This is a genomic window from Blastococcus sp. SYSU DS1024, assembly GCF_054050795.1.
This window is the reverse complement of sequence record NZ_JBJHAA010000008.1, coordinates 14,986-41,697: the sequence shown is the minus strand read 5'-3', so window position 1 is coordinate 41,697 and position 26,712 is coordinate 14,986. Positions and strand designations below refer to the sequence as shown.

The window sequence follows — 26,712 nt, the reverse complement described above, 5'->3', positions numbered from 1 at the left end:
AAGGACGCATCTTGGCAGGCTCTCGCCCCACCAGCATCACCCCCGGCACCACCGAGTCGGGTAACACCCGGACCACCCCGGTCACGCAGAACGGCCCCCGCACCGGCGAGGCCGACCAGCAGAAGATCCCCGGCGCGCCGCTGCGCGTCTCGTTCGCCAAGATCTCCGAGCCCCTCGAGGTGCCGGATCTGCTCGCCCTGCAGACCGCGTCCTTCGACTGGCTCGTGGGCAGCCCCGAGTGGCGGGCCACCCTCTCCCCCGAGGAGCAGGAGGCGGCCGTCGGTGGCCTCGCCGAGATCCTCGAGGAGATCTCCCCGATCGAGGACTTCAGCGGCTCGATGTCGCTGTCCTTCTCCAACCCGCGCTTCGAGGACGTCAAGGCGTCCCTCGAGGAGTGCAAGGACAAGGACATGACCTACGCGGCGCCGCTGTTCGTCACCGCCGAGTTCATGAACAACACCACCGGCGAGATCAAGAGCCAGACGGTGTTCATGGGCGACTTCCCGATCATGACGAACAAGGGCACCTTCGTCATCAACGGGACCGAGCGCGTCGTCGTCTCGCAGCTGGTCCGCAGCCCCGGCGTCTACTTCGACAAGACGCTGGACAAGACCTCGGACAAGGACGTCTTCTCCGCCAAGGTCATCCCGAGCCGGGGTGCGTGGCTGGAGTTCGACGTCGACAAGCGCGACACCGTCGGCGTCCGCATCGACCGCAAGCGCCGCCAGCCGGTCACCGTGCTGCTGAAGGCGCTGGGCTGGGGCGAGGACCGCATCCGCGAGCACTTCCAGTGGTCGCCCACGGTCCTGGCCACGCTCGAGAAGGACCACATCGCCGGGCAGGACGAGGCGCTGCTCGACATCTACCGCAAGCTGCGGCCGGGCGAGCCGCCGACGCGCGAGTCGGCGCAGGCGCTGCTGGAGAACCTGTTCTTCAACCCCAAGCGCTACGACCTGGCCAAGGTGGGCCGGTACAAGGTCAACAAGAAGCTGGGCGTCGAGGTGCCGCAGGGCACCCAGACGCTGACCGAGGACGACATCGTCGCCACCATCGAGTACGTGGTGCGCCTGCACGCCGGCGAGCCCGACCACGGCGTCGACGACATCGACCACTTCGGCAACCGCCGCCTGCGCACCGTCGGCGAGCTGATCCAGAACCAGATCCGGGTCGGCCTCTCCCGCATGGAGCGCGTGGTCCGCGAGCGGATGACGACCCAGGACGTCGAGGCGATCACGCCGCAGACGCTGATCAACATCCGGCCGGTCGTCGCCTCCATCAAGGAGTTCTTCGGCACCAGCCAGCTGTCCCAGTTCATGGACCAGACCAACCCGCTCGCGGGCCTGACCCACAAGCGCCGCCTGTCGGCGCTGGGTCCCGGTGGTCTGTCGCGTGAGCGGGCCGGCATGGAGGTCCGCGACGTGCACCCGAGCCACTACGGCCGGATGTGCCCGATCGAGACGCCGGAAGGCCCGAACATCGGCCTGATCGGTTCGCTCTCCTCCTTCGGCCGCGTCAACGCCTTCGGCTTCATCGAGACGCCGTACCGCAAGGTCGAGAACGGCCAGGTCACCGACCAGATCGACTACCTCACCGCCGACGAGGAGGACCGCTTCGTCGTCGCGCAGGCCAACAGCCCGCTCGACGCGCAGGGCCGCCTCGCCGAGGAGCGCGTCCTGGTCCGCACCAAGGGCGGTGAGGTCGACTACCTCGCCCCCGAGAACGTGGACTACATGGACGTCTCGCCGCGGCAGATGACCTCGGTCGCGACGGCGATGATCCCGTTCCTCGAGCACGACGACGCCAACCGGGCGCTCATGGGCGCGAACATGCAGCGCCAGGCGGTGCCGCTGCTGCGCAGCGAGGCCCCGCTGGTCGGCACCGGCATGGAGCTGCGTGCCGCGGTCGACGCCGGCGACGTGGTCGTGGCGGAGAAGGCCGGTGTGGTCGAGGACTCCACCGCCGACTACGTCACCGTCATGGCCGACGACGGCACCCGGCAGACCTACCGGCTGCTGAAGTTCCGCCGGTCGAACCAGGGCACCTCGATCAACCAGACCCCCGTCGTGGACGAGGGGCAGCGGGTCGAGGTGGGCCAGGTCATCGCCGACGGCCCGTGCACCGACGAGGGCGAGATGGCGCTGGGCAAGAACCTGCTCGTCGCCTTCATGCCGTGGGAGGGCCACAACTACGAGGACGCGATCATCCTGTCGCAGCGCCTCGTGCAGGACGACGTCCTGTCCTCGATCCACATCGAGGAGTTCGAGGTCGACGCCCGCGACACCAAGCTGGGCGCCGAGGAGATCACCCGGGACATCCCGAACGTCTCCGAGGACGTGCTGGCCGACCTCGACGAGCGCGGCATCATCCGCATCGGTGCCGAGGTCGTCCCCGGCGACATCCTCGTCGGCAAGGTGACGCCGAAGGGCGAGACCGAGCTGACCCCCGAGGAGCGGCTGCTGCGGGCGATCTTCGGTGAGAAGGCCCGCGAGGTCCGCGACACGTCGCTGAAGGTCAAGCACGGTGAGTCCGGCAAGGTCATCGGCGTCCGCGTGTTCTCGCGCGAGGACGGCGACGAGCTGCCCGCCGGCGTCAACGAGCTGATCCGGGTCTACGTCGCCCAGATGCGCAAGATCAGCGACGGTGACAAGCTCGCCGGCCGCCACGGCAACAAGGGCGTCATCTCGAAGATCCTGCCGCAGGAGGACATGCCGTTCCTCGAGGACGGCACCCCGGTCGACATCGTCCTCAACCCGCTCGGTGTGCCCGGCCGCATGAACGTCGGCCAGGTGCTGGAGACCCACCTCGGGTGGATCGCCAAGCAGGGCTGGGAGGTCAACGGCGACCCGGACTGGGCGAAGAACCTGCCCGAGGCCGCGAAGTCGGCGGCGCCGGGTACCCGGACCGCGACGCCGGTTTTCGACGGCGCCAAGGAGGACGAGATCATCGGCCTGCTCGGCTCCACGACCCCGAACCGCGACGGCAACCGCATGGTCCAGCCGACCGGCAAGGCGCGGCTGTTCGACGGTCGCTCGGGGGAGCCGTTCCCGGAGCCGATCTCGGTGGGCTACGTCTACATCCTGAAGCTGCTGCACCTGGTCGACGACAAGATCCACGCCCGCTCGACCGGCCCGTACTCGATGATCACGCAGCAGCCGCTGGGTGGTAAGGCGCAGTTCGGTGGCCAGCGGTTCGGCGAGATGGAGTGCTGGGCGATGCAGGCCTACGGCGCGGCCTACGCGCTGCAGGAGCTGCTCACCATCAAGTCCGACGACATCCTGGGCCGCGTCAAGGTCTACGAGGCGATCGTCAAGGGCGAGAACATCCCCGAGCCGGGCATCCCGGAGTCGTTCAAGGTGTTGCTCAAGGAGCTGCAGTCGCTGTGCCTCAACGTCGAGGTGCTCTCCGGTGACGGGCAGGCGATCGAGCTGCGCGACACCGACGACGAGGTCTTCCGGGCCGCGGAGGAGCTGGGCATCGACCTGTCCCGCCGCGAGCCGTCGTCCGTCGAGGACGTCTGATCGGCCGCCGGCCGGCCCCGGTCACCGGGGTCGGCCGGCTCCCCACCTCTGACATAGAAGCGAAGAACTAGCCCCGGAAAGGGGTCACCACCTTGCTCGACGTCAACTTCTTCGACGAGCTCCGCATCGGCCTGGCCACCGGCGACGACATCCGCCAGTGGTCCCACGGTGAGGTGAAGAAGCCCGAGACCATCAACTACCGGACCCTGCGTCCGGAGAAGGACGGTCTCTTCTGCGAGAAGATCTTCGGTCCCACCCGGGACTGGGAGTGCTACTGCGGTAAGTACAAGCGGGTCCGGTTCAAGGGCATCATCTGCGAGCGCTGCGGCGTCGAGGTGACCCGGGCCAAGGTCCGCCGCGAGCGGATGGGCCACATCGAGCTGGCCGCTCCGGTGACGCACATCTGGTTCTTCAAGGGTGTGCCGTCGCGGCTGGGTTACCTGCTCGACCTGGCGCCCAAGGACCTCGAGAAGATCATCTACTTCGCGGCCTACATGATCACCTCGGTCGACGACGAGGCGCGCCACCGCGACCTCCCGACCATCGAGGCCGAGATCAGCGCGGAGAAGTCCAACCTCGAGGGCCAGCGGGACGCGAACGTCGAGGCGCGCCAGCAGAAGCTCGAGGCCGACCTGGCCGAGCTGGAGGCCGAGGGCGCCAAGTCCGACGTCCGCCGCAAGGTGCGCGAGGGTGGCGAGCGCGAGATGCGCCAGCTGCGCGACCGCTCCCAGCGGGAGATCGACCGCCTCGACGAGGTGATGGACACCTTCCGCAAGCTCGAGGTCAAGCAGCTCATCGCCGACGAGGGCCTCTACCGGGAGCTGCGCGACCGCTTCGGTGAGTACTTCGAGGGCGGCATGGGCGCCGCGGCGCTGCAGAAGCTGCTCGCCGGCTTCGACCTCGACGCCGAGGCCGTCTCGCTGCGCGAGACGATCCGCAGCGGCAAGGGCCAGCGCAAGCTGCGGGCGCTCAAGCGGCTGAAGGTCGTCGCGGCGTTCCAGCAGACCCGCAACTCGCCCATGGGCATGGTGCTCGACTGCGTCCCGGTCATCCCGCCGGACCTGCGCCCGATGGTGCAGCTCGACGGTGGCCGCTTCGCCACCAGCGACATGAACGACCTGTACCGCCGCGTGATCAACCGGAACAACCGGCTGAAGCGACTGCTCGACCTCGGCGCCCCCGAGATCATCGTGAACAACGAGAAGCGGATGCTCCAGGAGTCCGTGGACGCGCTGTTCGACAACGGCCGTCGCGGCCGGCCGGTCACCGGCCCGGGCAACCGTCCCCTGAAGTCCCTGAGCGACCTGCTCAAGGGCAAGCAGGGCCGGTTCCGCCAGAACCTGCTGGGCAAGCGCGTCGACTACTCCGGCCGTTCGGTCATCGTCGTCGGCCCGCAGCTGAAGCTGCACCAGTGCGGCCTGCCCAAGCAGATGGCGCTGGAGCTGTTCAAGCCCTTCGTCATGAAGCGGCTGGTCGACCTCAACCACGCCCAGAACATCAAGTCCGCCAAGCGGATGGTCGAGCGTGCGCGCCCGGTCGTGTGGGACGTGCTGGAAGAGGTCATCACCGAGCACCCGGTGCTGCTGAACCGGGCGCCGACCCTGCACCGCCTGGGCATCCAGGCCTTCGAGCCGCAGCTGGTCGAGGGCAAGGCCATCCAGATCCACCCGCTCGTCTGCACCGCGTTCAACGCGGACTTCGACGGTGACCAGATGGCGGTGCACCTGCCGCTGTCGGCCGAGGCGCAGGCCGAGGCCCGGATCCTGATGCTGTCCAGCAACAACATCCTGAGCCCGGCCGACGGTCGCCCGATCACCGCGCCGACCCAGGACATGGTGCTGGGCCTGTACCACCTCACGACCCTGGTGCCCTCGCGGCACGAGTCCGACGGCGGCCGGCCGGCGGCCTACTCCTCGGCGGCCGAGGCGCTGATGGCCTTCGACATGGGTGCGCTGGGTCTGCAGGAGCGGGCCTACATCCGCCTCGACGAGGTGTTCGGCGTCGACAACGGCAAGGTCAACGAGGCCTGGGAGCAGCCCGAGGACTGGACCCCGGGTCAGCCCGCCGTGGTGGAGACCAGCCTGGGCCGCGTGCTGTTCAACGAGGCCCTGCCCGAGGACTACCGCTTCGTCAACTACCAGGTGCCGAAGAAGGAGCTCGGGGCGATCGTCAACGACCTCGCCGAGCGCTACCCCAAGGTGCAGGTCGCGGCGACGCTGGACGCCCTCAAGGCCGCCGGGTTCCGCTGGGCCACGCGGTCGGGTGTCACCATCGCCATCGACGACGTCGTCACGCCGCCGGTCAAGCAGGAGATCCTCGACCGGCACGAGGCCGAGGCCGCGAAGATCGAGAAGCAGTACGAGCGCGGCGTCATCACCGACGCCGAGCGTCGTGGCGAGCTGATCGAGATCTGGACCCGCGCGCGGGCCGAGGTCAGCCAGGCGATGGTGGACAACTTCCCGACCACCAACCCGGTCTGGGTCATGGTCAACTCGGGCGCCCGAGGCAACATGATGCAGATCAGCCAGATCGCCGGTATGCGCGGCCTGGTCGCCAACCCGAAGGGTGAGATCATCCCGCGGCCGATCAAGGCCAACTTCCGGGAAGGTCTGTCGGTGCTGGAGTACTTCATCTCCACGCACGGCGCCCGCAAGGGTCTGGCCGACACCGCGCTGCGGACCGCCGACTCCGGGTACCTCACCCGGCGTCTGGTGGACGTCTCGCAGGACGTCATCATCCGCGAGGAGGACTGCGGCACCGACCGCGGCGTGATCATGCCCATCGGCACTGTCCTCGACGGTGTGGTGACGCGTGACCCGCACGTGGAGACCGGCGTCTACGCCCGCGCTCTGGCCGCCGACGTGGTGGCCGAGGACGGGACCGTCATCGCGCAGGCCAACTCCGACCTGGGTGACGTGCTGATCCAGGCGCTCATCGACGCCGGCGTCAGCGAGGTCAAGGTCCGCTGCGTCCTGACCTGCGAGTCGCTGCTCGGCACCTGCGCCACCTGCTACGGCCGGTCGCTCGCGACCGGCAAGCTGGTGGACGTCGGCGAGGCGGTCGGCATCATCGCCGCCCAGTCGATCGGTGAGCCCGGCACCCAGCTGACGATGCGCACCTTCCACACCGGCGGTGTCGCGGGTGAGGACATCACCCACGGTCTGCCGCGTGTGGTGGAGCTCTTCGAGGCCCGCGTCCCCAAGGGCAAGGCCCCGATCGCCGAGCTGGCCGGCACCGTCCGGATCGAGGACGGCGAGCAGTTCCGGAAGCTCACCATCACCCCGGACGACGGCTCCGACGAGGTCGTCTACGACAAGCTGTCGCGTCGCTCGCGGCTGCGGGTCGAGGACGGTGCCCACGTCGAGGTCGGCGAGCAGCTGACCGAGGGTGCGGTCGACCCGCACGAGGTCCTGCGGATCATGGGCCCCCGCGAGGTGCAGCTGCACCTGGTCCGGGAGGTCCAGGAGGTCTACCGCTCGCAGGGTGTGTCGATCCACGACAAGCACATCGAGGTGATCATCCGCCAGATGCTGAAGCGGGTGACCATCATCGACTCGGGGGCGACGGAGTTCCTCCCCGGTGCGCTGGTCGAGCGGACGATCTTCGAGACGGAGAACCGCCGCGTCGTCGCCGAGGGCGGCGAGCCCGCCTCGGCCCGTCCGGTGCTCATGGGCATCACGAAGGCCTCGCTCGCGACCGAGTCGTGGTTGTCGGCCGCCTCCTTCCAGGAGACGACCAAGGTGCTCACCGACGCCGCGATCCAGGGCAAGAGCGACAGCCTGCTCGGGCTCAAGGAGAACGTGATCATCGGAAAGCTGATCCCGGCGGGTACGGGGATCAGCCGCTACCGGAACATCGCGGTCGAGCCGACCGAGGAGGCGCGCGCCGCCGTCTACACCATGGCCGGCTACGAGGACGGGCAGTACTACAGCCCGGACGTCTTCGGCCAGGGCACCGGCGAGGCCGTCCGCCTGGAGGAGTACGACTGGCGGGGCTGATGCCCCCCAGGAGCCGCTGAACGCCGGAGGCCCAGAACCTGCATGGTTCTGGGCCTCTGGCGTTCCCTGCGTCGGCAGGGGCAGGGGCAGGGGCAGGGGCAGGGGCAGCGGCTCCGGCTCCCGGGCCCCGCAACGCGCGAGGCGCGCGCCCCGCAGGGGACGCGCGCCTCGTGACTGCCTGGAACCGGCCCCCTCCCGGGCCCCACCGCCGAGCGGAGCGAGGTGGTGGGGAGGAGGGGTCCTTCTTCAGTGGTCGACGGCCTTCTCCGCCCCGATGCCGGTGAGGGCCCGCACCTCGAGCTCGGCCCACTTGTCCTCGTTCGGCTTCTCCTTGGTGAGCACCGTGCCCAGGTAGCCGAGGAGGAACGAGGCCGGGATCGACACCAGACCCGGGTTGCGCAGCGGGAAGAAGTCGAAGTTCCCGCCCGGGAACATCGAGGTCTCCGTGCCCGACACCACCGGGGAGAAGACGATGAGCCCGACGCAGATGATCAGGCCGCCGTAGATCGACCACAGCGCGCCCTGGGTGGTGAACCGCTTCCAGAACAGCGTGTAGAGGATCGTCGGCAGGTTCGCCGAGGCGGCCACCGCGAACGCCAGCGCCACGAGGAAGGCGATGTTCAGCCCGGCGCGCAGCGCCAGGATGCCCAGGCCGATCGAGACGGCGCCGATGACGACCGCGGTGATCCGGGCGACCTTGACCTCGCCGTTCGGCGGGACGTCGCCCTTCTTGATCACCGACGCGTACACGTCGTGGGCGAACGACGCCGACGCGGTGATGGTGAGCCCGGCGACCACCGCGAGGATGGTCGCGAACGCGACACCGGCGATGATGCCCAGCAGCACCGTGCCGCCGAGCTCGAACGCCAGCAGCGGGGCCGCGGCGTTGACCCCACCCGGGGCCGCGACGATGCGCTCGGCACCCACCATGGCGCCGGCGCCGTAGCCGATGATCAGGCTGAACAGGTAGAAGATGCCGATCAGCCAGATCGCCCAGACGACCGAGGTCCGCGCGGCCTTCGCCGTCGGCACGGTGTAGAAGCGCATCAGCACGTGCGGCAGGCCGGCGGTGCCGAGCACCAGGGCCAGGGCCAGGCTGATGAAGTCCAGCCGGGTCGCGTCGCTGACGCCGTACTGCGCGCCGGGGTTGAGCACCGCGTCGTTGCCGGCGCTCTGCACCGCACCACCGAGCAGCGCCGAGAGGTTAAAGCCGTACTCGCCGAGGACCCACAGCGTCATCACCAGTGCGCCGGCGATCAGCAGGCTGGCCTTGATGATCTGCACCCACGTCGTGCCGCGCATGCCGCCGACGAGGACGTAGAAGATCATGAGCGCGCCGACGACCACGACGACCAGCGCTTCGGCCACCGGGCCGCTCACCCCGAGCAGCAGCGCGACCAGGCCACCGGCACCGGCCATCTGCGCGAGCAGGTAGAACAGCGAGACCGCGAGCGTCGAGATGGCGGCGGCGGTGCGCACCGGCCCCTGCCGCATCCGGAAGGCCAGGACGTCGGCCATGGTGAACCGGGCGGTGTTGCGCATCAGCTCGGCGACCAGCAGCAGCGCGACCAGCCACGCCACCAGGAAGCCGATGGAGTAGAGGAAGCCGTCGTAGCCGTAGATGGCGATGGCGCCGGCGATGCCGAGGAACGAGGCCGCCGACAGGTAGTCACCGGCGATGGCCAGACCGTTCTGCTGACCGGTGATGGTGCGGCCGGCGGCGTAGTAGTCCGCCGCGCTCTTGTTGTTGCGGCTGGCCCGGAAGGTGATGGCCAGCGTGACGACGACGAACGCGCCGAAGATGGAGATGTTGATCGCCGGGTTGCCGATGGTGGCATCGGCAGCGAGCAGCTCAGGCACGGGTGGCCCCCTGGGTGTGGGCGTCGCCGCCGCCTGCGGTCGCGTCGGGCGCGAAGTCGTGCGCCTCGAGACGCTCGCGCATCTCGTCGGCGATGGGGTCGGTGCGCTTGTTGGCGTGCCGCACGTAGAGGTGGGTGATCACGAAGGTCGTCAGGAACTGGGCGAGGCCGAACAGCAGGCCCACGTTCACGTTGCCGAACACCTGGGTCGACATGAAGTCGGAGGCGTACGTCGACAGCAGGACGAAGAGCAGGTACCAGACGATGAACGCCACCGTCATCGGGAAGGCGAAGCTGCGGAACCGCTTCTTCAGCTCCACGAACTCCGGGGAGTCCTGCGCGGCGCGGTACTCCTGCGGTGTCAGCAATCGTCGTTCGTCTATCCGGGTCAACGTGCGGCCTCCTGGTCGGGGTCGGGACCACCGTCGCCGAGCAACAGTGGACAGCTGTGAGCGCTGTCACGTTAGGGAGCCGGCCGACGGGAGGGCAGGGGACCGCGCGGACGCTGCGGTGAGCGGCGATCACGCGTCGACGTACGGCACGTCCTGCGGGACGAACGGTCGGGCGCCGAGGCGCCCGGTCGGGCCGACCCGTGACGGACGGCGTCTCACGCCCGCGGCGACCCGGCGGGGATCACCGGGGGAGCGGCCCCCGGTCCAGGGGCACCGCCTCGGGAGTGTGCAGCCTGGCCATGCTGCGAGAGGCGTGCCGTGGCAGGCGCCGGGGCGTGGCCAGGGAGACCACCACCATCGTGAGGAATGCCAGCGGGACGGTCCAGGCCGCCGGCTGGACGAGCAGGGCGCCGGGCCAGCCGTCGGGAGCCAGCCCGAGCAGGGTGGCCAGCACCGCGGATCCGGCGCAGCCACCACCGACCGACATCCCGGCGATCGCGCCGACGTCGGTGAGCCGGCGCCACCAGATGCCCAGCACCAGCAACGGGCAGAACGTGGAGGCGGCGAAGGCGAAGGCGAGGCCGACGGCCCGGGCGACGCCCACCCCCTCGGTGAGCAACGCGAGGCCGAGCGGGACGACGACGGCCATGACCGCTGCCGCCTGGAACGCGCGCACGCCGCGGAACCGGCGGCCCATCACGTCCTGGCTGATCACGCCGGCCACCGCGACGGTCAGCCCGGACGACGTCGACAGGAAAGCGGCGAAGGCCCCCGCGGTGGTCAGGGCGGACAGCAGCTCGCCGGTCGTACCGCCCAGCATCCGCGCCGGCAGTTCCAGGACCACGGTGTCGGTGCGGCCGCTGCTGATCAGGTCCGGTGTGTACAGCCGGCCCAGGCCGCCGTAGATCGGCGGCAGCACGTAGAACAGACCGAGGAGGGCCAGCACCAGGAGGGTCGTGCGGCGGGCCGCGGCGCCGTCCGGGTTGGTGTAGAAGCGCACCACGACGTGGGGCAGCCCCATGGTGCCGAGGAACGTGGCGACGATGATCGAGTACGTCGTGTAGAGCTGGTGCCCGCTCCCGGCGAGCGGCGACGCCCACTCGTCCCCGGACACGCCCGGGCCTCCGATGACGGCCGAACCGGGGGAGGGGCTGCCGTCGCCGAGCCAGACGGCGGCCATGAAGAGCACCGGGAACAGCAGCGCGGTGAGCTTCAGCCAGTACTGGAACGCCTGGACGAAGGTGATGCTCCGCATCCCGCCGAAGAGCACGTTGACCAGCACCACCGTCGCGACGAGCGCGCCGCCCAGCCACGGCTCGGTCCCGGTCGTGGTGGCGAGCGCCAGGCCGGCTCCCTGGAACTGCGGCATCAGGTACAGCCAGCCGATCGCCACCACCAGCAGTGAGGAGAACCGGCGCACCGCGAGCGACTCCAGCCGGCTCTCGGCGAAGTCGGGCAGCGTGTAGGCGCCGGAGCGGCGCAGCGGCGCGGCGACGAACACCAGCAGGACCAGGTAGCCCGCCGTCCACCCGACCGGGTACCATAGCATGTCCGTGCCGAACGCCAGCACCAGACCGGCGACACCGAGGAAGGAGGCGGCGGAGAGGTACTCCCCGCCGATCGCCGACGCGTTCAGTCCCGGCCGCACCGTGCGCGAGGCGACGAAGAAGTCGCTGGTGGTGCGCGAGAACCGCCACCCGTAGGCGCCGATCGCCAACGTGGCGACGACCACGACCGCGACGCCGACGACGCTGTAGCCGGCGACGGTCACGGCCGGCCGATCCGCGGCGTCACGAGCGGTTCAGCACGTCGGTGAAGTCCCGCTCGGTGCGTTCGGCGGCACGCACGTAGAGCCAGCCGATGGCGAACAGGAACGGGTAGACGGCGAACCCCAGCACGAACCAGGGGAGCGGGACGGCGAGCACCTCGACCGCGGCGAGGTCCGGCACCAGCCAGAACACCAGGGGGATCCCCCCGACGAACACCGCCAGGGCGGCCATCACCAGCAGGGCCAGGCGCAGCTGGGAGCGCAGCAGCGACGTCACGTACACCTCGCCGAGGAGGGTCTGGTCGTCGATCTCCCGGGCAGCCGGGACCCGCTGCGCCCGCGCGGCGCCGGTGCGCGGGCTGGTGACGCGCACGCGGCGCGGGGTCGGGTCCGGCATCGCTCACCATCTCCCCGAGGGGCCCGGCCGCGCCCGGCGCACCAGGAGATCGCGGAGCTCCCGGGTGTGCCGCCGGCTCACCCCGAGCTCCACGCCGGCGACGACCACCGTGCACCGGCCGGCGTCCATCCGCACCTCGTCCACGTGCTGGAGCGCGACCAGGAGCGATCGGTGGATCCGCACGAAACCGGCGTCCTTCCAGGCCTCCTCCAGGGTGGTCAGCGGCACCCGGACCAGGTGGCCGCCCGAGGCGGTGTGCAGCCTGGCGTAGTCGCCCTGCGCCTCGACGTAGCGGATGCTGGAGCGGGGTACGAACCGCGTCACCCCGCCGAGCTCCACGGCGATGTCGTCGTCGGCAGGCGGGGGGCGACCGGCCCGCGCAGCGGCCACCCGGCGGACCGCCTCCGTCAGCCGGTCGTCCCGGACGGGCTTGAGGACGTAGTCCACGACGTCCAGCTCGAACGCGTCCACGGCGTGGTCGTCGTGGGCGGTCACGAAGACCACCGGAGGCGGCGTCTTGAACTGGGACAGCACCCGCGCCAGGTCCAACCCCGTGAGGCCGGGCATCCGGATGTCCAGGAAGACCCCGTCGAGGGTCCCCTCCTGGAGGATCCGCAGCGCTTCGGTGGCCGAGTCGGTGGTCACGACGGCGCCGATGCGGGCGTCCCGCTCGAGCAGCCAGCGCAGCTCGTCGAGGGCAGGGCGTTCGTCGTCGACCACGAGCACGGTCAGCAGGTCGGCCGTCACGGGCGCACTCCCGGGGCGAACTTCGGAACCCGCACGCTGACCTTCGTGCCGGCTCCAGGGCCGGTCTCGACGACCAGCCCGTAGTCGTCCCCGAAGGCTGTGCGCAGCCGGGCGTCCACGTTGCCCAGCCCCACCGAGTCGACGGACGTGTCGCCGGCCAGCGCCCGTCGGACCTTCTCCGGGTCCTCCCCGATGCCGTCGTCCTCCACGGAGATCAAGCATTCGCCGCCGTGGTCGGCGGCGATGATGGTCACCGTCCCGGTCCCCGGCTTGCGTTCGAGCCCGTGCCGGACGGCGTTCTCCACGAGCGGCTGGAGGCAGAGGAACGGCACGGCCGCCGGCAGCACTTCCTGGGCCACCCGCAACGTCACCTGGAGCCGGTCGCCGAACCGGGCCTTCTCGAGCACGAGGTAGCGCTCGACCGACCGCAGCTCCTCGGCCAGCGTCGTGTACTCGCCGTGCCGGCTGAAGGAGTACCGGGTGAAGTCGGCGAACTCCAGCAGCAGCTCGCGGGCCCGCTCCGGATCGGTGCGCACGAACGACGCGATCGCGGTCAGCGAGTTGTAGATGAAGTGTGGGCTGATCTGCGCCCGCAGCGCCCGCACCTCGGCCTCCATCAGGCGGGTGCGGGAGGCGTCGAGCTCCGCGAGCTCCAGGTTCCCCGACACCCAGCGTGCGACCTCGCCCGCGGCCCGGACGAGCCGGGCCGAGGCGGACGACGTGAACGCCTGCAGGGTGCCGACCACCCGGTCGTCCACGACGAGCGGGCTGATCACGACCTGTCGCAGCCCGCACCCGGCGTCGCCGCAGGAGAAGTCCGTCCGGTCCCGGACCACGGTGTTGCCCGATCCGAGCACGAAGGCGGCGAGAGCCGAGGAGTGCCGCTCGTGGTGCCCGAACCGACCGTCCCACGCCAGCATCGACACGGTGTCGGTGAGCGCGACCGCCGGCACGCCGAGCAGGTCGCGCAGATGCCGGACGGCGCGTTCCGCCGAGCCCGCGGTCAGGCCCTCACGCAGCGCAGGCGCGGTGAGGGAGGCCGAGTGGAGGGTCCGGAACGTCGCCTGTTCCGCCTCCGTCCCGAGCTGGCCGGGCCGCAGCCACCGCCACGAGATGCGCATCTGTCGTCAGGGGCGCCGATGCCGGTGCGGCGCGGCCCGTTCTCCCTTCCACCCGTCCCGTGCGTGCCCTGGATGTCGCGGGGCAGCCGGAAGCGCACCGTAGAGCGTCCGCACGGGTCCCGCCATCCCGGCCGGCCGCGACGGGCCGGGAGCCGGGGGCCGCTGCTCGTCCGTGCCGCCGGCCCCGGCGACACGGCGTGCCCGCCGGCCGCCGTGGCCGGGGGGCCGGAGCGGCTATCCGGCCAGCCGCTTGACGGTCTCGACCGTCCGCAGCCGCCCCTCCCGGCTGCCGTCGAGCGGCTGGAGCATCAGGGTGGTCACGCCGGCCTCGGCGAAGGCGGCGATCCGCTCGGCGACGTAGCCCTCCGAGCCGATCAGCGACGACGCCCGCACCAGCTCGTCGGGGACGACGGCCGCGGCCTCGTCCTTCTTGCCGTCGAGGTAGAGGTCCTGGATGGTCCTCGCCTCGGCCTCGTAGCCGTACCGGACGGCGAGGTCGTTGTAGAAGTTCTTGCCGCGGGCGCCCATGCCGCCGATGTAGAGAGCGAGCGCCGGCTTCACGAACTCCAGCAGCCCCTCGGCGTCGTCACCGATCGCGACGGGGACGCCGGTGACGACCTGCAGGTCGCCGAGCGCCGGGTCGCGCTTGGCCTTGCCGGCGGCCAGGGAGTCGCCCCACACCGACGCCGCCTTCTCGGGCACGAAGAAGATCGGCTCCCAGGCCTCCGCGATCTCGGCGGCGAGCTCGACGTTCTTCGGGCCGAGGGCGGCCAGCATCACCGGGATCCGGTCGCGGACCGGGGTGTTGATCAGCTTGAGGGGCTTGCCCAGGCCGGTGCCCTGGTCGGCCGGCAGCGGGATCGTGTACTTCTTGCCCTGGTGGTCCAGCCGGTCCCGGCGCCACACCTGGCGGCAGACCTCCACCACCTCGCGGGTGCGCTGCAGGGGCGCGTCGTAGGGCACGCCGTGCCAGCCCTCGATCACCTGCGGGCCGGACGCGCCCAGCCCGAGGGTGAAGCGGCCGCCGGACACGAAGTCCAGGCCGGCGGCGGTCATCGCGGTCAGCGCCGGGGTGCGGCTGTAGATGGGGAAGATCGCGCTCAGCAGCTCGACCCGCTCGGTCACCGCCGCCAGGTAGCCGAGCTGGCTGACCGCGTCGAAGGTGTAGACCTCGGCCACCGCGGCCAGGTCGAGCCCCGCGGACTCGAGGTCGCGGATCTCCGCCGCCGTGTCCTGGAAACCGCCGCTGTAGCTGGCCTGGATGCCGATCCGCACGTGCACTCCTCTGTGTCGCGGCGCCACCGTTGACGTCGTCCGCACGCTATCGGTCGCGCCCCGGCGGGTGCGGTGGCGCTGTCCCCGGGGCGGCTGCGGCGGTAGTGTCCGGGCACTTCGGCTGCCACCCAGGCCCTCTCCGGTCGACCTGTCGACGCGTGTGAGGCACCCGGCTTTGACCGGCTCCGCAGGCGCGGGTATCGTGGTCAGCCGTGCCCAGGGTGCCCTGGGCCTGCTCCCGTTCGCGGTGCGCCTGGGTGGCCCGAGATGCAGATCTCAGGGTCGCCGGGGACCGTCCTCCCGGCTCGACCGGGGTGGGTGGCGGCGCCGAGTCGCGAGGGGCAACCGAGTTCGGTCAGACGCCGCACCGGTCCGAGGAAGGGCGACACGCCCGACCACGTGGACCGGACGTGGAACAGGGCCGGGGTCGGCGAGGTTCCGACGAGGGGCCGGCACCCCAGCACCACCCGCAGAGCAGAAAACAGACGAGCACCACCCCAGCGCAGGTAGGAGATCCAGGCCACCCATGCCCACGATCAACCAGCTGGTCCGCAAGGGCCGCGAGGACAAGGTCGAGAAGACCAAGACCCCGGCGCTGAAGGGTTCGCCCCAGCGTCGCGGAGTCTGCACGCGCGTGTACACGACGACGCCGAAGAAGCCGAACTCCGCGCTGCGCAAGGTCGCTCGCGTCCGCCTCACCAGTGGCATCGAGGTGACCGCCTACATCCCGGGCGTCGGCCACAACCTGCAGGAGCACTCGATGGTGCTCGTGCGCGGCGGCCGCGTGAAGGACCTGCCGGGCGTGCGCTACAAGATCATCCGCGGCTCGCTGGACACCCAGGGTGTCCGCAACCGCAAGCAGGCTCGCAGCCGCTACGGCGCGAAGAAGGAGAAGAGCTAATGCCGCGCAAGGGCCCCGCGCCGCGTCGCCCGCTCGTCGCCGACCCGGTGTACCAGTCGCCGCTGGTGACCCAGCTGGTGAACAAGGTGCTGGTCGACGGCAAGCGCTCGGTCGCCGAGTCGATCGTCTACGGCGCCCTCGAGGGCTGCCGCGCCAAGACCGACACCGACCCGGTCGTCACGCTCAAGCGGGCGCTGGACAACGTCAAGCCGGCCCTCGAGGTCCGCAGCCGCCGCGTCGGTGGTGCGACCTACCAGGTCCCGGTCGAGGTCCGCGCCTCCCGCAGCACCACCCTCGGTCTGCGCTGGCTCATCCAGTACAGCCGGGCCCGCCGCGAGAAGACGATGACCGAGCGTCTGATGAACGAGCTGCTCGACGCGAGCAACGGTCTGGGTGCGGCTGTGAAGCGGCGCGAGGACACGCACAAGATGGCCGAGTCGAACAAGGCCTTCGCGCACTACCGCTGGTAACGCACCAGCGCCCGCCGTCGGCGGGACTCCCGGGCGATCCCCGGCACCCGCACACGGACAACCAGCAAGAGGGGTAACAAATGGCCAGCAACGAGGCCCAGCTCGCCAAGACCCGCAACATCGGGATCATGGCGCACATCGACGCCGGCAAGACCACCACGACCGAGCGCATCCTCTTCTACACCGGTATCAACTACAAGATCGGTGAGGTCCACGACGGCGCGGCCACGATGGACTGGATGGAGCAGGAGCAGGAGCGCGGCATCACCATCACGTCCGCCGCGACGAAGTGCTCCTGGAACGGCCACGACATCAACATCATCGACACCCCCGGGCACGTCGACTTCACCGTCGAGGTGGAGCGGTCCCTGCGGGTGCTCGACGGTGCCGTCGCCGTCTACGACGGCGTCGCCGGCGTCGAGCCGCAGACCGAGCAGGTCTGGCGGCAGGCCGAGAAGTACGGCGTCCCGCGCATGTGCTTCGTCAACAAGCTGGACCGCACCGGCGCCGACTTCTTCCGTTGCGTCGACATGATGGTGGAGCGCCTCGGGGCCAACCCGCTGGTGCTGCAGCTGCCGATCGGCGCCGAGGCCGACTTCATCGGTGTCGTGGACCTGGTGCAGATGCGTGCGCTCACCTGGCGCGGTGAGACCAAGATGGGCGAGGACTACGCCATCGAGGAGATCCCCGCCGAGCTCGCCGACCAGGCCGCGGAGTACCGGGAGAAGCTGCTCGAGAACATCGCGGACTTCGACGACTCGCTCATGGAGTCCTACCTCGGCGGCGAGGAGATCTCCGTCGAGCGGCTCAAGGCGGCCATCCGCAAGGCGACCATCGCCGCGCAGGTCAACCCGGTCCTGACCGGGACGGCCTTCAAGAACAAGGGCGTGCAGCCCCTGCTCGACGCGGTCACGGACTACCTGCCGAGCCCGCTGGACGTCGAGGCGATCGTCGGCACGGCCATGGACGGCGAGACCGAGGTGCTCCGGCACGCCGACGAGGACGAGCCGTTCTCGGCGCTGGCCTTCAAGATCCAGACCGACCAGCACCTGGGCAAGCTGACCTACATCCGGGTCTACTCGGGTCGCCTCGACGCCGGCTCCCCGGTGCTCAACAGCACCAAGGACCGCAAGGAGCGGGTCGGCAAGATCTACCAGATGCACGCCAACAAGCGCGAGGAGCGCGACGGCGTGGGCGCCGGCCAGATCGTGGCGGTGAACGGCATGAAGCAGACGACGACGGGTGACACGCTCTGCGACCCGCAGAAGCCGGTGATCCTCGAGTCGATGACCTTCCCGGCCCCGGTCATCTCGGTCGCCATCGAGCCGAAGACCAAGAGCGACCAGGAGAAGCTGGGCACGGCGATCCAGAAGCTCGCCGAGGAGGACCCGACCTTCCAGGTCAAGCTCGACGAGGAGACCGGTCAGACCGTCATCTCCGGCATGGGCGAGCTGCACCTGGAGATCCTCGTCGACCGCATGCGGCGCGAGTTCAACGTCGAGGCCAACGTCGGCAAGCCCCAGGTCGCCTACCGCGAGACGATCCGCAAGGCGGTCGAGCGGTACGACTACACCCACAAGAAGCAGACGGGTGGCTCCGGGCAGTTCGCGAAGGTGCAGATCGCCATCGAGCCGCTGCCCATGGGTGGTGACTCCGCGACCTACGAGTTCGAGAACAAGGTCACCGGGGGTCGCGTCCCGAAGGAGTACATCCCGTCGGTCGACCAGGGCATGCAGGACGCCATGCAGTACGGCGTCCTCGCCGGCTACCCCATGGTGGGCGTCAAGGCGAGCCTGCTCGACGGCCAGTACCACGAGGTCGACTCCTCGGAGATGGCCTTCAAGATCGCCGGCTCGATCGCCTTCAAGGAGGCGGCGCGCAAGGCCGACCCGGCCCTGCTCGAGCCGCTGATGGCGGTCGAGGTCACGACGCCCGAGGAGAACATGGGTGACGTGATCGGCGACCTCAACTCCCGCCGCGGGCTCATCCAGGCGATGGAGGAGCGCTCCGGCGCCCGCGTCGTCCGGGCGCTGGTCCCGCTGTCGGAGATGTTCGGCTACGTGGGCGACCTGCGCAGCCGCACCCAGGGACGGGCGAGCTACTCGATGGTGTTCGACTCGTACGCCGAGGTCCCGGCCAACGTCGCCAAGGAGATCATCGCCAAGGCGACCGGCGAGTAACCGGGATGCGGGCGACCGCCCGCGAGCTCCCGAGCACAGCCCCCACCCCAGAGCACGCACCACCTGCGTAACCACGAGGAGAGGAACCCAGTGGCCAAGGCCAAGTTCGAGCGGACCAAGCCGCACGTCAACATCGGCACCATCGGGCACATCGACCACGGGAAGACGACGCTGACCGCGGCGATCACCAAGGTCCTGCACGACAAGTACCCCGAGCTCAACGAGGCGTCGGCGTTCGACCAGATCGACAAGGCGCCCGAGGAGAAGGCTCGTGGCATCACGATCTCGATCGCGCACGTCGAGTACCAGACCGAGAACCGGCACTACGCGCACGTCGACTGCCCCGGGCACGCCGACTACATCAAGAACATGATCACCGGTGCCGCGCAGATGGACGGCGCGATCCTGGTCGTGGCCGCCACCGACGGCCCGATGCCGCAGACCAAGGAGCACGTCCTCCTGGCCCGCCAGGTCGGCGTCCCCTACATCGTCGTGGCGCTCAACAAGGCCGACATGGTCGACGACGAGGAGATCCTCGAGCTCGTCGAGCTGGAGGTCCGCGAGCTCCTCAGCGAGTACGAGTTCCCGGGCGACGACGTCCCCGTGATCCGCGTGTCGGCGCTGAAGGCCCTCGAGGGCGACGCCGAGTGGGGCAACAAGCTCATGGAGCTCATGGACGCCGTCGACTCGGCGATCCCCGAGCCGGAGCGTGAGATCGACAAGCCGTTCCTCATGCCCGTCGAGGACGTCTTCACGATCACCGGTCGTGGCACCGTGGTGACCGGTCGCGTGGAGCGCGGCATCGTCAAGGTCTCCGAGGAGATCGAGATCGTCGGTATCCGCGAGGGTTCGACGAAGACGACCGTCACCGGCGTCGAGATGTTCCGCAAGCTGCTCGACCAGGGTCAGGCCGGCGACAACGTGGGTCTGCTGCTGCGCGGCATCAAGCGCGAGGACGTGGAGCGCGGCCAGGTCGTCGTGAAGCCCGGCTCGATCACCCCGCACACCAACTTCGAGGGCTCGGTCTACATCCTCTCGAAGGACGAGGGTGGCCGTCACACGCCGTTCTTCAACAACTACCGTCCCCAGTTCTACTTCCGGACGACGGACGTGACCGGCGTCGTGACCCTGCCCGCCGGCACCGAGATGGTCATGCCCGGCGACAACACCGAGATGACGGTGGAGCTCATCCAGCCCATCGCCATGGAGGAGGGTCTGCGGTTCGCCATCCGCGAGGGTGGCCGCACCGTGGGCGCCGGCCGCGTCACCAAGATCCTCAAGTAACACCCTGACGGGGGGGGGGGGGGGGGGGGGGGGCGCCCCCCCCCCCCCCCCCCCGCCCCCCCCCCCCCCCCCCCCCCCCCCCCCCCACCCCACAACCCCCCACCCCCCCCCCCCCCCCCCCCCCCCCCCCGGCCATGGGCCCCGGGCGCCACGCCGCCCGGGCCCGCACGGGTCCCAGACCCACCGGGTCAGCAGACCCACTTGATCTTTCACAACCGATCGGCAGGAGCGAGAACAGGCGATGGCGGGACAGAAGATCCGCATCCGGCTGAAGGCCTACGACCACGAGGCGATCGATGCCTCGGCGCGGCGCATCGTGGAGACGGTGACGAAGACCGGAGCGCGCGTCGTCGGTCCGGTGCCGCTGCCGACGGAGAAGAACGTGTACGCCGTGATCCGGTCTCCGCACAAGTACAAGGACTCCTTCGAGCACTTCGAGATGCGGACCCACAAGCGGCTCATCGACATCCTCGACCCGACGCCGAAGACGGTGGACGCGCTCATGCGCATCGACCTGCCGGCCTCGGTCGACGTCAACATTCAGTAAGGGCAGTCAGCAGACATGGCGAGCACATTCCGTGGTCTCCTCGGCGAGAAGCTGGGGATGACCCAGGTTTTCGACGAGAACAACCGCCTCGTGCCGGTGACCGTCGTCAAGACGGGCCCGTGTGTGGTGACCCAGGTGCGCACCCCCGAGGTCGACGGCTACTCCGCCGTCCAGCTCGGGTTCGGTGAGATCGACCCGCGCAAGGTGAACAAGCCCGAGGGTGGGCACTTCACCAAGGCGGGCGTGACGCCGCGGCGTCACCTGGTGGAGCTGCGCACCTCCGATGCGGGGAGCTACACGGTCGGCCAGGAGCTGACCACCGAGGTGTTCGACGGCGTCGCGAAGGTCGACGTCATCGGCACCAGCAAGGGCAAGGGCACCGCCGGTGTCATGAAGCGCCACGGGTTCAAGGGCCTCGGCGCCTCGCACGGCACCCAGCGCAAGCACCGGTCGCCGGGTTCCATCGGTGGCGCGTCGACGCCGGGCCGGGTCTTCAAGGGCCTGCGCATGGCCGGCCGCATGGGTGCGGTCAAGACCACGACCCTGTCGCTCGTCGTCCACAAGGTGGACACCGAGCGGGGTCTGCTGCTGATCAAGGGCGCCATCCCCGGTCCGAAGGGCGGCCTCGTGCTCGTCCGTTCGGCCGTCAAGGGCGGTCCCGTGGGGAGTGACGACAAGTGACCTCATCGACCGAGACGCGCACCGACCGCCAGGTCGACGTCCGCACCCCGGCGGGGGAGACCTCCGGCAGCGTGACGCTGCCCGGTGAGCTCTTCGACGCCAGCGCGAACGTCTCCCTCATGCACCAGGTCGTCGTCGCGCAGCTGGCGGCTGCCCGCCAGGGCACCCACGCCACCAAGTCGCGGGGTCAGGTCGCCGGCGGTGGCGCGAAGCCGTACCGCCAGAAGGGCACCGGTCGGGCCCGCCAGGGCTCGATCCGCGCGCCGCAGTTCACCGGTGGTGGGATCGTCCACGGCCCGCAGCCGCGCAACTACGAGCAGAAGACCCCGAAGAAGATGAAGGCCGCCGCGCTCCGCGGGGCCCTCTCCGACCGGGCCCGCGACGGCCGGGTGCACGTGGTCTCCGCGTTCGTCGACGGCGACGCCCCCAAGACGAAGGCCGCGCTGGCCACGCTGAACGCCGTCACCCAGGCCAAGCGGGTCCTGGTGGTCCTCGACCGCGAGGACGTCCTCAACTGGGTCAGCCTGCGCAACGTCCCCGAGGTGCACCTGATCGAGGCGGGCCAGCTCAACACGTACGACGTGCTGGTCTCCGACGAGGTGATCTTCACCGAGGCGGCGCTGGCCGAGTTCGTCGCCGGTCCGGCCAAGGGCAAGCGCTCCGGCGCCGACCTGCCCGACCTCGCCACCCACGAGACGCCGGGTGGCATCCCGTCCATCGCCCCCGCCGCCGGCGAGGGCACCGTCGAAGAGACCACCGAGGAGAAGGCATGAGCGTCCGCGACCCCCGGGACGTCCTGCTCGCCCCGGTCATCTCCGAGAAGAGCTACGGCCTGCTCGACGGCAACCAGTACACGTTCATCGTGCGGCCGGACGCCAACAAGACGCAGATCAAGATCGCGGTCGAGCAGATCTTCAAGGTGAAGGTCCTCGGCGTGAACACGATCAACCGCCAGGGCAAGCGCAAGCGCAGCCGGGGTACCCAGATGGGCAAGCGCAAGGACACCAAGCGCGCCATCGTCTCCGTGGCTGCCGGCGACCGCATCGAGATCTTCGGTGGTCCCGGCGCCTGAGCGCCGTGACCGTTCGGACCAGAGATAGAGGACTGAGTCAGCAATGGCTATCCGCAAGTACAAGCCGACGACGCCGGGCCGCCGCGGCTCCAGCGTCGCCGACTTCGCCGAGGTCACGCGAGACCACCCCGAGAAGTCGCTGGTCCGACCGCTGCACGGTCGTGGCGGGCGCAACGTGCACGGGAAGGTCACCGCTCGCCACCAGGGCGGCGGCCACAAGCGCGCCTACCGGGTGATCGACTTCCGTCGTGCCGACAAGGACGGCGTGCCGGCCAAGGTCGCGCACATCGAGTACGACCCGAACCGCACCTCGCGGATCGCGCTCCTGCACTTCGCCGACGGCGAGAAGCGCTACATCATCGCGCCGGCGCGGCTGAAGCAGGGCGACACGGTGGAGTGCGGCCCCGCGGCCGACATCAAGCCGGGCAACAACCTGCCGCTGCGGAACATCCCGGTCGGCACCGTGGTTCATGCCATCGAGCTCCGTCCCGGTGGCGGCGCGAAGATCGCCCGCTCCGCGGGGACCAGCGTCCAGCTGGTCGCCCGTGAGGGTCGCTTCGCGCAGCTGCGCATGCCGTCGGGCGAGATCCGCAACGTCGACGTGCGCTGCCGCGCGACCGTCGGCGAGGTGGGCAACGCCGAGCAGTCGAACATCAACTGGGGCAAGGCCGGCCGCATGCGGTGGAAGGGCAAGCGCCCGACCGTCCGTGGTGTCGCCATGAACCCGGTCGACCACCCGCACGGTGGCGGTGAGGGCAAGACCTCCGGTGGTCGCCACCCGGTGAACCCGAAGGGCAAGCCGGAGGGCCGGACGCGCAAGCGGAAGGCAAGTGACGCCCTGATCGTGCGCCGCCGGCGCACCAACAAGAAGCGCTGAGCGGGTAGAGGAGTCCGACAGATATGCCACGCAGCCTGAAGAAGGGCCCGTTCGTCGACGACCACCTGCTCGCCAAGGTGGACGCCCAGAACGCCAAGGGCACCAAGAACGTGATCCGTACCTGGTCACGCCGCTCGACGATCATCCCGGACATGCTCGGCCACACCCTCGCGGTGCACGACGGCCGCAAGCACGTCCCGGTGTTCGTCACCGAGGCGATGGTCGGGCACAAGCTCGGGGAGTTCGCGCCCACGCGCACCTTCCGCGGGCACGTCAAGGACGACCGCCGCTCGCGGCGGGGCTGACCAGGTAGAGAGAGATTCAGATGACTTCCCAGTTGGGACAGGAGGCGCCGGTCGCCCGGGCTACGGCCCGGTTCGTCCGCGTGACCCCCATGAAGGCCCGCCGCGTGGTGGACCTGATCCGCTACCTGCCGACCGACGAGGCCCTGGCGCTGCTGCGCTTCGCCCCGCAGTCGGCGAGCGAGCCGGTCGCCAAGGTCGTCGCCAGCGCGGTGGCCAACGCCGAGCACAACCTGCAGCTGGACCCGGCTGCACTCGTGGTCAGCGCCGCCTACGTCGACGAGGGCCCCACGCTCAAGCGGATCCGTCCGCGTGCGCAGGGCCGGGCGTTCCGCATCAACAAGCGGACCAGCCACATCACCATCGAGGTGAGCGAGGTGGCCAGCAGCGCCGTCCTCGCGCAGAAGTCGCGCAAGGCGCGCCGGGACACCGGCCAGTCCGGCCCGGCCACCCAGCAGTCCACCAGCAACACGAGGGGAGGGACCCGATAGTGGGTCAGAAGGTCAACCCGCACGGGTTCCGGCTCGGGATCACCACCGACTACAAGTCCCGGTGGTACGCGGACAAGCTGTACAAGGACTACGTCAAGGAAGACGTCGCGATCCGCAAGCTCATGTCCAAGGGCATGGAGCGGGCCGGCATCTCCAAGGTGGAGATCGAGCGCACCCGTGACCGGGTCCGCGTCGACATCCACACCGCCCGCCCGGGCATCGTCATCGGCCGCCGCGGCGCCGAGGCCGACCGCATCCGCGGCGAGCTGGAGAAGCTCACCGGCAAGCAGGTGCAGCTGAACATCCTCGAGGTCAAGAACCCCGAGTCCGATGCGCAGCTGGTAGCCCAGGGCGTTGCCGAGCAGCTCTCCAGCCGGGTCAGCTTCCGTCGTGCCATGCGCAAGGCGATGCAGTCCGCGCAGCGCAGCCCGCAGGTCAAGGGCATCCGGGTGCAGTGCTCGGGTCGCCTCGGCGGCACCGAGATGAGCCGTTCGGAGTTCTACCGCGAGGGCCGCGTGCCGCTGCACACCCTCCGGGCGAACATCGACTACGGCATCTACGAGGCCCGCACGACCTTCGGTCGCATCGGCGTCAAGGTGTGGATCTACAAGGGCGACGTCAGCGGCTCGCGCGCCGAGCGGGAGGCCCTCGAGGCCCTCGCCCAGCGTCAGCAGCGGCGTGAGCGCGCTCAGCGGCCCCAGCGCCGCTCGGGCTCCTCGGGCACCACCGCCGGTGGCACCGAGGCCGGCCGCGCCGCCGTCGAGTCCTCCACCGGGCCGGTCGCCGACACCACGACGGCGGCTGCCGAGAGCACCGTCGCGCAGACCTCCGGCGAGTCCGCGACCGAGCAGACCATCGCTCAGGCCGCGGGTCCCGAGGCCACCGCGGCCGCCGAGACCACGGCTGCCGACAACACGGCGACCGAGAACACGGAGAGCTGAGCCATGCTCATCCCACGGCGCGTCAAGCACCGCAAGCAGCACCACCCGAGCCGCTCCGGCCGGGCCAAGGGTGGCACCGAGATCAACTTCGGTGAGTTCGCCATCCAGGCCCTGGAGCCGGCCTACGTCACCAACCGGCAGATCGAGTCGGCGCGTATCGCGATGACCCGGCACATCCGTCGTGGCGGAAAGGTGTGGATCTCGATCTACCCGGACCGTCCGCTGACGAAGAAGCCGGCCGAGACCCGCATGGGTTCCGGTAAGGGTTCGCCCGAGTGGTGGGTGGCCAACGTCAAGCCCGGCCGCGTGCTGTTCGAGCTGTCCGGGGTCGCCGAGCCCGTGGCCCGCGAGGCCATGCGTCGCGCGATCCACAAGCTGCCGATGAAGTGCCGCTTCATCACGCGTGAAGGAGAAGTGTGATGGCCGCCGGTCTGACCGCTCCCGAGCTGCGCGAGCTCTCTGCTGACGAGCTCGCCTCGCGGCTGCGCGAGTCGAAGGAAGAACTGTTCAACCTGCGGTTCCAGGTGGCCACCGGCCAGCTGGACAACAACCGGCGACTGCAGACCGTCCGCCGCGACATCGCCCGGATCTACACGATCATGCGCGAGCGCGAGCTGGGTCTCTCGGTCGCCCCGAACGAGGGTGTGGCATGAGCGAACCCCAGACGGTGAGCGCTACGTCGACCGGGCCAGGCCTGGCCGGCCGTGGCTACCGGAAGGTCCGCGAGGGCCTCGTCGTCAGCGACAAGATGGAGAAGACCATCGTCGTCGAGGTCGAGGACCGCGTGAAGCACGGCCTGTACGGCAAGGTCATCCGCCGGACGAGCAAGCTGAAGGCGCACGACGAGCAGGGGGTCGCCGGCGTCGGTGACCGCGTGCAGATCATGGAGACCCGGCCGACGTCGGCCACCAAGCGGTGGCGGCTGGTCGAGGTCATCGAGAAGGCCAAGTAAGCCAGCACGAGGCGGCCCGGCAGGGTCGCCGCAGGTAGGAGTACGCTGAACGACTGGCGCGCGCCTCGGTGCTCTGAGGGGTCGTGCGCCACATCCCGGTACCCGTGCTTCGGACGCACCGGCGGCATCTGCCGCCGGTGCGTCCGCACGCGAGTGCCGGACAGCCGGTTCACCGTTCCGGCCCGGCTGTCACCACAAATTTTTGGGAGTAGGACGTGATCCAGCAGGAGTCGCGGCTGCGCGTCGCCGACAACACCGGTGCGAAGGAGATCCTCTGCATCCGGGTGCTCGGCGGCTCCGGGCGACGCTACGCGGGCATCGGCGACATCATCGTCGGCACCGTGAAGGACGCGCTGCCCGGTGCCGGCGTCAAGAAGGGCGACGTCGTCAAGGCCGTCGTCGTCCGCACCGTGAAGGAGCGCCGTCGTCCGGACGGCTCCTACATCCGCTTCGACGAGAACGCCGCGGTCATCATCCGCGACAGCGGCGACCCGCGCGGGACGCGCATCTTCGGGCCCGTCGGCCGGGAGCTCCGCGACAAGCGCTTCATGCGGATCATCTCGCTCGCCCCGGAGGTGCTGTGATCATGGCTGCTGCCAGCAACGGCAAGACGCCGTCGATGAAGGTCAAGAAGGGCGATACCGTCCTCGTGCTCGCCGGCAAGGACAAGGGAGCCAAGGGCCGCGTCATCGCCGCCTACCCCAAGCTCCAGCGGGTCCTCGTCGAGGGTGTCGGTCGCGTGCGCAAGCACACCCGCATCAGCTCGACCCAGCGCGGCGCCCAGCAGGGCGGGATCGTCACGCAGGAGGCGCCCATCCACGTGAGCAACGTGATGGTGGTCGACTCCGAGGAGAAGCCGACCCGGGTCGGCTACCGCAAGGACGAGGAAGGCCGCAGCATCCGGGTCTCGCGGCGCACCGGTAAGGACCTCTGAACCTC

At 70.0% G+C, this 26,712-nt stretch carries 26 protein-coding genes; 19 read left to right on the top strand and 7 right to left on the bottom strand.

Annotated elements, in window-relative coordinates; all coding sequences use genetic code 11:
• Window positions 1–11 precede the first annotated feature (11 nt).
• Together rpoB and ACI79S_RS09400 are read left to right on the top strand one after the other, a co-directional pair.
• Window positions 12–3,518 carry a DNA-directed RNA polymerase subunit beta gene (rpoB, locus tag ACI79S_RS09405; RefSeq protein WP_456593170.1) on the top strand — a complete coding sequence of 1,169 codons (3,507 nt, stop codon included), beginning with the start codon at window positions 12–14 and terminating at the stop codon, window positions 3,516–3,518.
• 92 nt (window positions 3,519–3,610) lie between these two features.
• A complete protein-coding gene (locus ACI79S_RS09400) occupies window positions 3,611–7,516 on the top strand; it encodes a DNA-directed RNA polymerase subunit beta' (RefSeq protein ID WP_456593169.1) in 3,906 nt (1,301 codons plus the stop codon).
• Between the two features lie 246 nt (window positions 7,517–7,762).
• Here the strand turns inward: ACI79S_RS09400 and ACI79S_RS09395 are convergent, their stop codons facing one another.
• The 7 genes from ACI79S_RS09395 to ACI79S_RS09365 form a co-directional block, all read right to left on the bottom strand.
• Window positions 7,763–9,376 (bottom strand): solute symporter family protein, encoded by a 1,614-nt coding sequence (locus tag ACI79S_RS09395; protein ID WP_456593168.1) that lies wholly within the window; start codon window positions 9,374–9,376, stop codon window positions 7,763–7,765.
• A complete protein-coding gene (locus tag ACI79S_RS09390; protein ID WP_456593167.1) occupies window positions 9,369–9,767 on the bottom strand; it encodes a DUF485 domain-containing protein in 399 nt (132 codons plus the stop codon). Before ACI79S_RS09390 ends, ACI79S_RS09395 begins: the two co-directional genes overlap by 8 nt.
• Window positions 9,768–10,008: 241 nt before the next feature.
• Window positions 10,009–11,538, bottom strand: coding sequence for a sodium/solute symporter (locus ACI79S_RS09385; RefSeq protein WP_456593166.1), 1,530 nt, complete (start codon window positions 11,536–11,538; stop codon window positions 10,009–10,011).
• Between the two features lie 19 nt (window positions 11,539–11,557).
• Window positions 11,558–11,932, bottom strand: a complete 375-nt coding sequence (locus tag ACI79S_RS09380) for a hypothetical protein (protein ID WP_456593165.1) — start codon at window positions 11,930–11,932, stop codon at window positions 11,558–11,560.
• A 3-nt stretch (window positions 11,933–11,935) separates the two neighbouring features.
• Entirely contained in the window at window positions 11,936–12,679 is a 744-nt protein-coding gene (locus ACI79S_RS09375; RefSeq protein ID WP_456593164.1) for a LytR/AlgR family response regulator transcription factor, read from the bottom strand.
• Window positions 12,676–13,800: a sensor histidine kinase gene (locus ACI79S_RS09370; RefSeq protein WP_456593163.1), complete on the bottom strand. Its 1,125-nt coding sequence runs from the start codon at window positions 13,798–13,800 to the stop codon at window positions 12,676–12,678. The genes ACI79S_RS09375 and ACI79S_RS09370 overlap by 4 nt, the downstream gene beginning before the upstream one ends.
• A gap of 234 nt (window positions 13,801–14,034) precedes the next feature.
• Entirely contained in the window at window positions 14,035–15,075 is a 1,041-nt protein-coding gene (locus ACI79S_RS09365) for an LLM class F420-dependent oxidoreductase (RefSeq protein ID WP_456593162.1), read from the bottom strand.
• A 526-nt stretch (window positions 15,076–15,601) separates the two neighbouring features.
• Between ACI79S_RS09365 and rpsL the strand changes: the two genes are divergently transcribed.
• From rpsL to rplX, 17 genes are all read left to right on the top strand, one after another.
• Complete coding sequence (gene rpsL / locus ACI79S_RS09360) at window positions 15,602–15,976, top strand: 30S ribosomal protein S12 (protein WP_012950487.1); 375 nt, start codon at window positions 15,602–15,604, stop codon at window positions 15,974–15,976.
• Window positions 15,976–16,446: a 30S ribosomal protein S7 gene (gene rpsG, locus ACI79S_RS09355; protein ID WP_117375616.1), complete on the top strand. Its 471-nt coding sequence runs from the start codon at window positions 15,976–15,978 to the stop codon at window positions 16,444–16,446. The genes rpsL and rpsG overlap by 1 nt, the downstream gene beginning before the upstream one ends.
• 80 nt (window positions 16,447–16,526) lie before the next feature.
• Entirely contained in the window at window positions 16,527–18,626 is a 2,100-nt protein-coding gene (gene fusA, locus ACI79S_RS09350) for an elongation factor G (protein ID WP_456593161.1), read from the top strand.
• A 90-nt stretch (window positions 18,627–18,716) separates the two neighbouring features.
• Entirely contained in the window at window positions 18,717–19,910 is a 1,194-nt protein-coding gene (gene tuf / locus ACI79S_RS09345) for an elongation factor Tu (protein ID WP_456593160.1), read from the top strand.
• Window positions 19,911–20,151: 241 nt separating this feature from the next.
• Window positions 20,152–20,457: a 30S ribosomal protein S10 gene (gene rpsJ / locus ACI79S_RS09340; protein ID WP_014377994.1), complete on the top strand. Its 306-nt coding sequence runs from the start codon at window positions 20,152–20,154 to the stop codon at window positions 20,455–20,457.
• 15 nt (window positions 20,458–20,472) lie between these two features.
• Entirely contained in the window at window positions 20,473–21,138 is a 666-nt protein-coding gene (gene rplC, locus ACI79S_RS09335) for a 50S ribosomal protein L3 (protein WP_456593159.1), read from the top strand.
• Window positions 21,135–21,911, top strand: coding sequence for a 50S ribosomal protein L4 (gene rplD / locus ACI79S_RS09330; RefSeq protein WP_456593158.1), 777 nt, complete (start codon window positions 21,135–21,137; stop codon window positions 21,909–21,911). The genes rplC and rplD overlap by 4 nt, the downstream gene beginning before the upstream one ends.
• Complete coding sequence (rplW, locus tag ACI79S_RS09325; RefSeq protein ID WP_347058012.1) at window positions 21,908–22,210, top strand: 50S ribosomal protein L23; 303 nt, start codon at window positions 21,908–21,910, stop codon at window positions 22,208–22,210. Before rplD ends, rplW begins: the two co-directional genes overlap by 4 nt.
• Before the next feature lie 43 nt (window positions 22,211–22,253).
• Window positions 22,254–23,087, top strand: coding sequence for a 50S ribosomal protein L2 (gene rplB / locus ACI79S_RS09320; RefSeq protein WP_073421345.1), 834 nt, complete (start codon window positions 22,254–22,256; stop codon window positions 23,085–23,087).
• A 23-nt stretch (window positions 23,088–23,110) separates the two neighbouring features.
• Window positions 23,111–23,392, top strand: a complete 282-nt coding sequence (gene rpsS / locus ACI79S_RS09315) for a 30S ribosomal protein S19 (RefSeq protein WP_236825796.1) — start codon at window positions 23,111–23,113, stop codon at window positions 23,390–23,392.
• A gap of 20 nt (window positions 23,393–23,412) precedes the next feature.
• Complete coding sequence (gene rplV / locus ACI79S_RS09310) at window positions 23,413–23,880, top strand: 50S ribosomal protein L22 (RefSeq protein ID WP_091929107.1); 468 nt, start codon at window positions 23,413–23,415, stop codon at window positions 23,878–23,880.
• Window positions 23,880–24,821 carry a 30S ribosomal protein S3 gene (gene rpsC / locus ACI79S_RS09305; protein WP_456593157.1) on the top strand — a complete coding sequence of 314 codons (942 nt, stop codon included), beginning with the start codon at window positions 23,880–23,882 and terminating at the stop codon, window positions 24,819–24,821. Before rplV ends, rpsC begins: the two co-directional genes overlap by 1 nt.
• A 3-nt stretch (window positions 24,822–24,824) precedes the next feature.
• Window positions 24,825–25,241, top strand: a complete 417-nt coding sequence (gene rplP, locus ACI79S_RS09300) for a 50S ribosomal protein L16 (protein ID WP_104527740.1) — start codon at window positions 24,825–24,827, stop codon at window positions 25,239–25,241.
• Complete coding sequence (rpmC, locus tag ACI79S_RS09295; RefSeq protein ID WP_097194642.1) at window positions 25,241–25,474, top strand: 50S ribosomal protein L29; 234 nt, start codon at window positions 25,241–25,243, stop codon at window positions 25,472–25,474. The genes rplP and rpmC overlap by 1 nt, the downstream gene beginning before the upstream one ends.
• Window positions 25,471–25,773: a 30S ribosomal protein S17 gene (gene rpsQ / locus ACI79S_RS09290; protein WP_456593156.1), complete on the top strand. Its 303-nt coding sequence runs from the start codon at window positions 25,471–25,473 to the stop codon at window positions 25,771–25,773. Before rpmC ends, rpsQ begins: the two co-directional genes overlap by 4 nt.
• Window positions 25,774–25,988: 215 nt before the next feature.
• Window positions 25,989–26,357 (top strand): 50S ribosomal protein L14, encoded by a 369-nt coding sequence (rplN, locus tag ACI79S_RS09285; protein ID WP_305998210.1) that lies wholly within the window; start codon window positions 25,989–25,991, stop codon window positions 26,355–26,357.
• A 2-nt stretch (window positions 26,358–26,359) separates the two neighbouring features.
• Window positions 26,360–26,707, top strand: coding sequence for a 50S ribosomal protein L24 (gene rplX / locus ACI79S_RS09280; RefSeq protein ID WP_456593155.1), 348 nt, complete (start codon window positions 26,360–26,362; stop codon window positions 26,705–26,707).
• Window positions 26,708–26,712: the final 5 nt, after the last annotated feature.

Excerpts from the sequence above, each read along its gene's own strand:
- ACI79S_RS09380 (WP_456593165.1), bottom strand. The coding sequence starts at position 11,932 with ATGCCGGACCCGACCCCGCGCCGCGTGCGCGTCACCAGCCCGCGCACC.
- ACI79S_RS09370 (WP_456593163.1), bottom strand. The coding sequence starts at position 13,800 with ATGCGCATCTCGTGGCGGTGGCTGCGGCCCGGCCAGCTCGGGACGGAG.
- rpsL (WP_012950487.1), top strand. The coding sequence starts at position 15,602 with ATGCCCACGATCAACCAGCTGGTCCGCAAGGGCCGCGAGGACAAGGTC.
- rpsG (WP_117375616.1), top strand. The coding sequence starts at position 15,976 with ATGCCGCGCAAGGGCCCCGCGCCGCGTCGCCCGCTCGTCGCCGACCCG.
- fusA (WP_456593161.1), top strand. The coding sequence starts at position 16,527 with ATGGCCAGCAACGAGGCCCAGCTCGCCAAGACCCGCAACATCGGGATC.
- rpsJ (WP_014377994.1), top strand. The coding sequence starts at position 20,152 with ATGGCGGGACAGAAGATCCGCATCCGGCTGAAGGCCTACGACCACGAG.
- rplC (WP_456593159.1), top strand. The coding sequence starts at position 20,473 with ATGGCGAGCACATTCCGTGGTCTCCTCGGCGAGAAGCTGGGGATGACC.
- rplW (WP_347058012.1), top strand. The coding sequence starts at position 21,908 with ATGAGCGTCCGCGACCCCCGGGACGTCCTGCTCGCCCCGGTCATCTCC.
- rplB (WP_073421345.1), top strand. The coding sequence starts at position 22,254 with ATGGCTATCCGCAAGTACAAGCCGACGACGCCGGGCCGCCGCGGCTCC.
- rpsS (WP_236825796.1), top strand. The coding sequence starts at position 23,111 with ATGCCACGCAGCCTGAAGAAGGGCCCGTTCGTCGACGACCACCTGCTC.
- rplV (WP_091929107.1), top strand. The coding sequence starts at position 23,413 with ATGACTTCCCAGTTGGGACAGGAGGCGCCGGTCGCCCGGGCTACGGCC.
- rplP (WP_104527740.1), top strand. The coding sequence starts at position 24,825 with ATGCTCATCCCACGGCGCGTCAAGCACCGCAAGCAGCACCACCCGAGC.
- rpmC (WP_097194642.1), top strand. The coding sequence starts at position 25,241 with ATGGCCGCCGGTCTGACCGCTCCCGAGCTGCGCGAGCTCTCTGCTGAC.
- rpsQ (WP_456593156.1), top strand. The coding sequence starts at position 25,471 with ATGAGCGAACCCCAGACGGTGAGCGCTACGTCGACCGGGCCAGGCCTG.
- rplX (WP_456593155.1), top strand. The coding sequence starts at position 26,360 with ATGGCTGCTGCCAGCAACGGCAAGACGCCGTCGATGAAGGTCAAGAAG.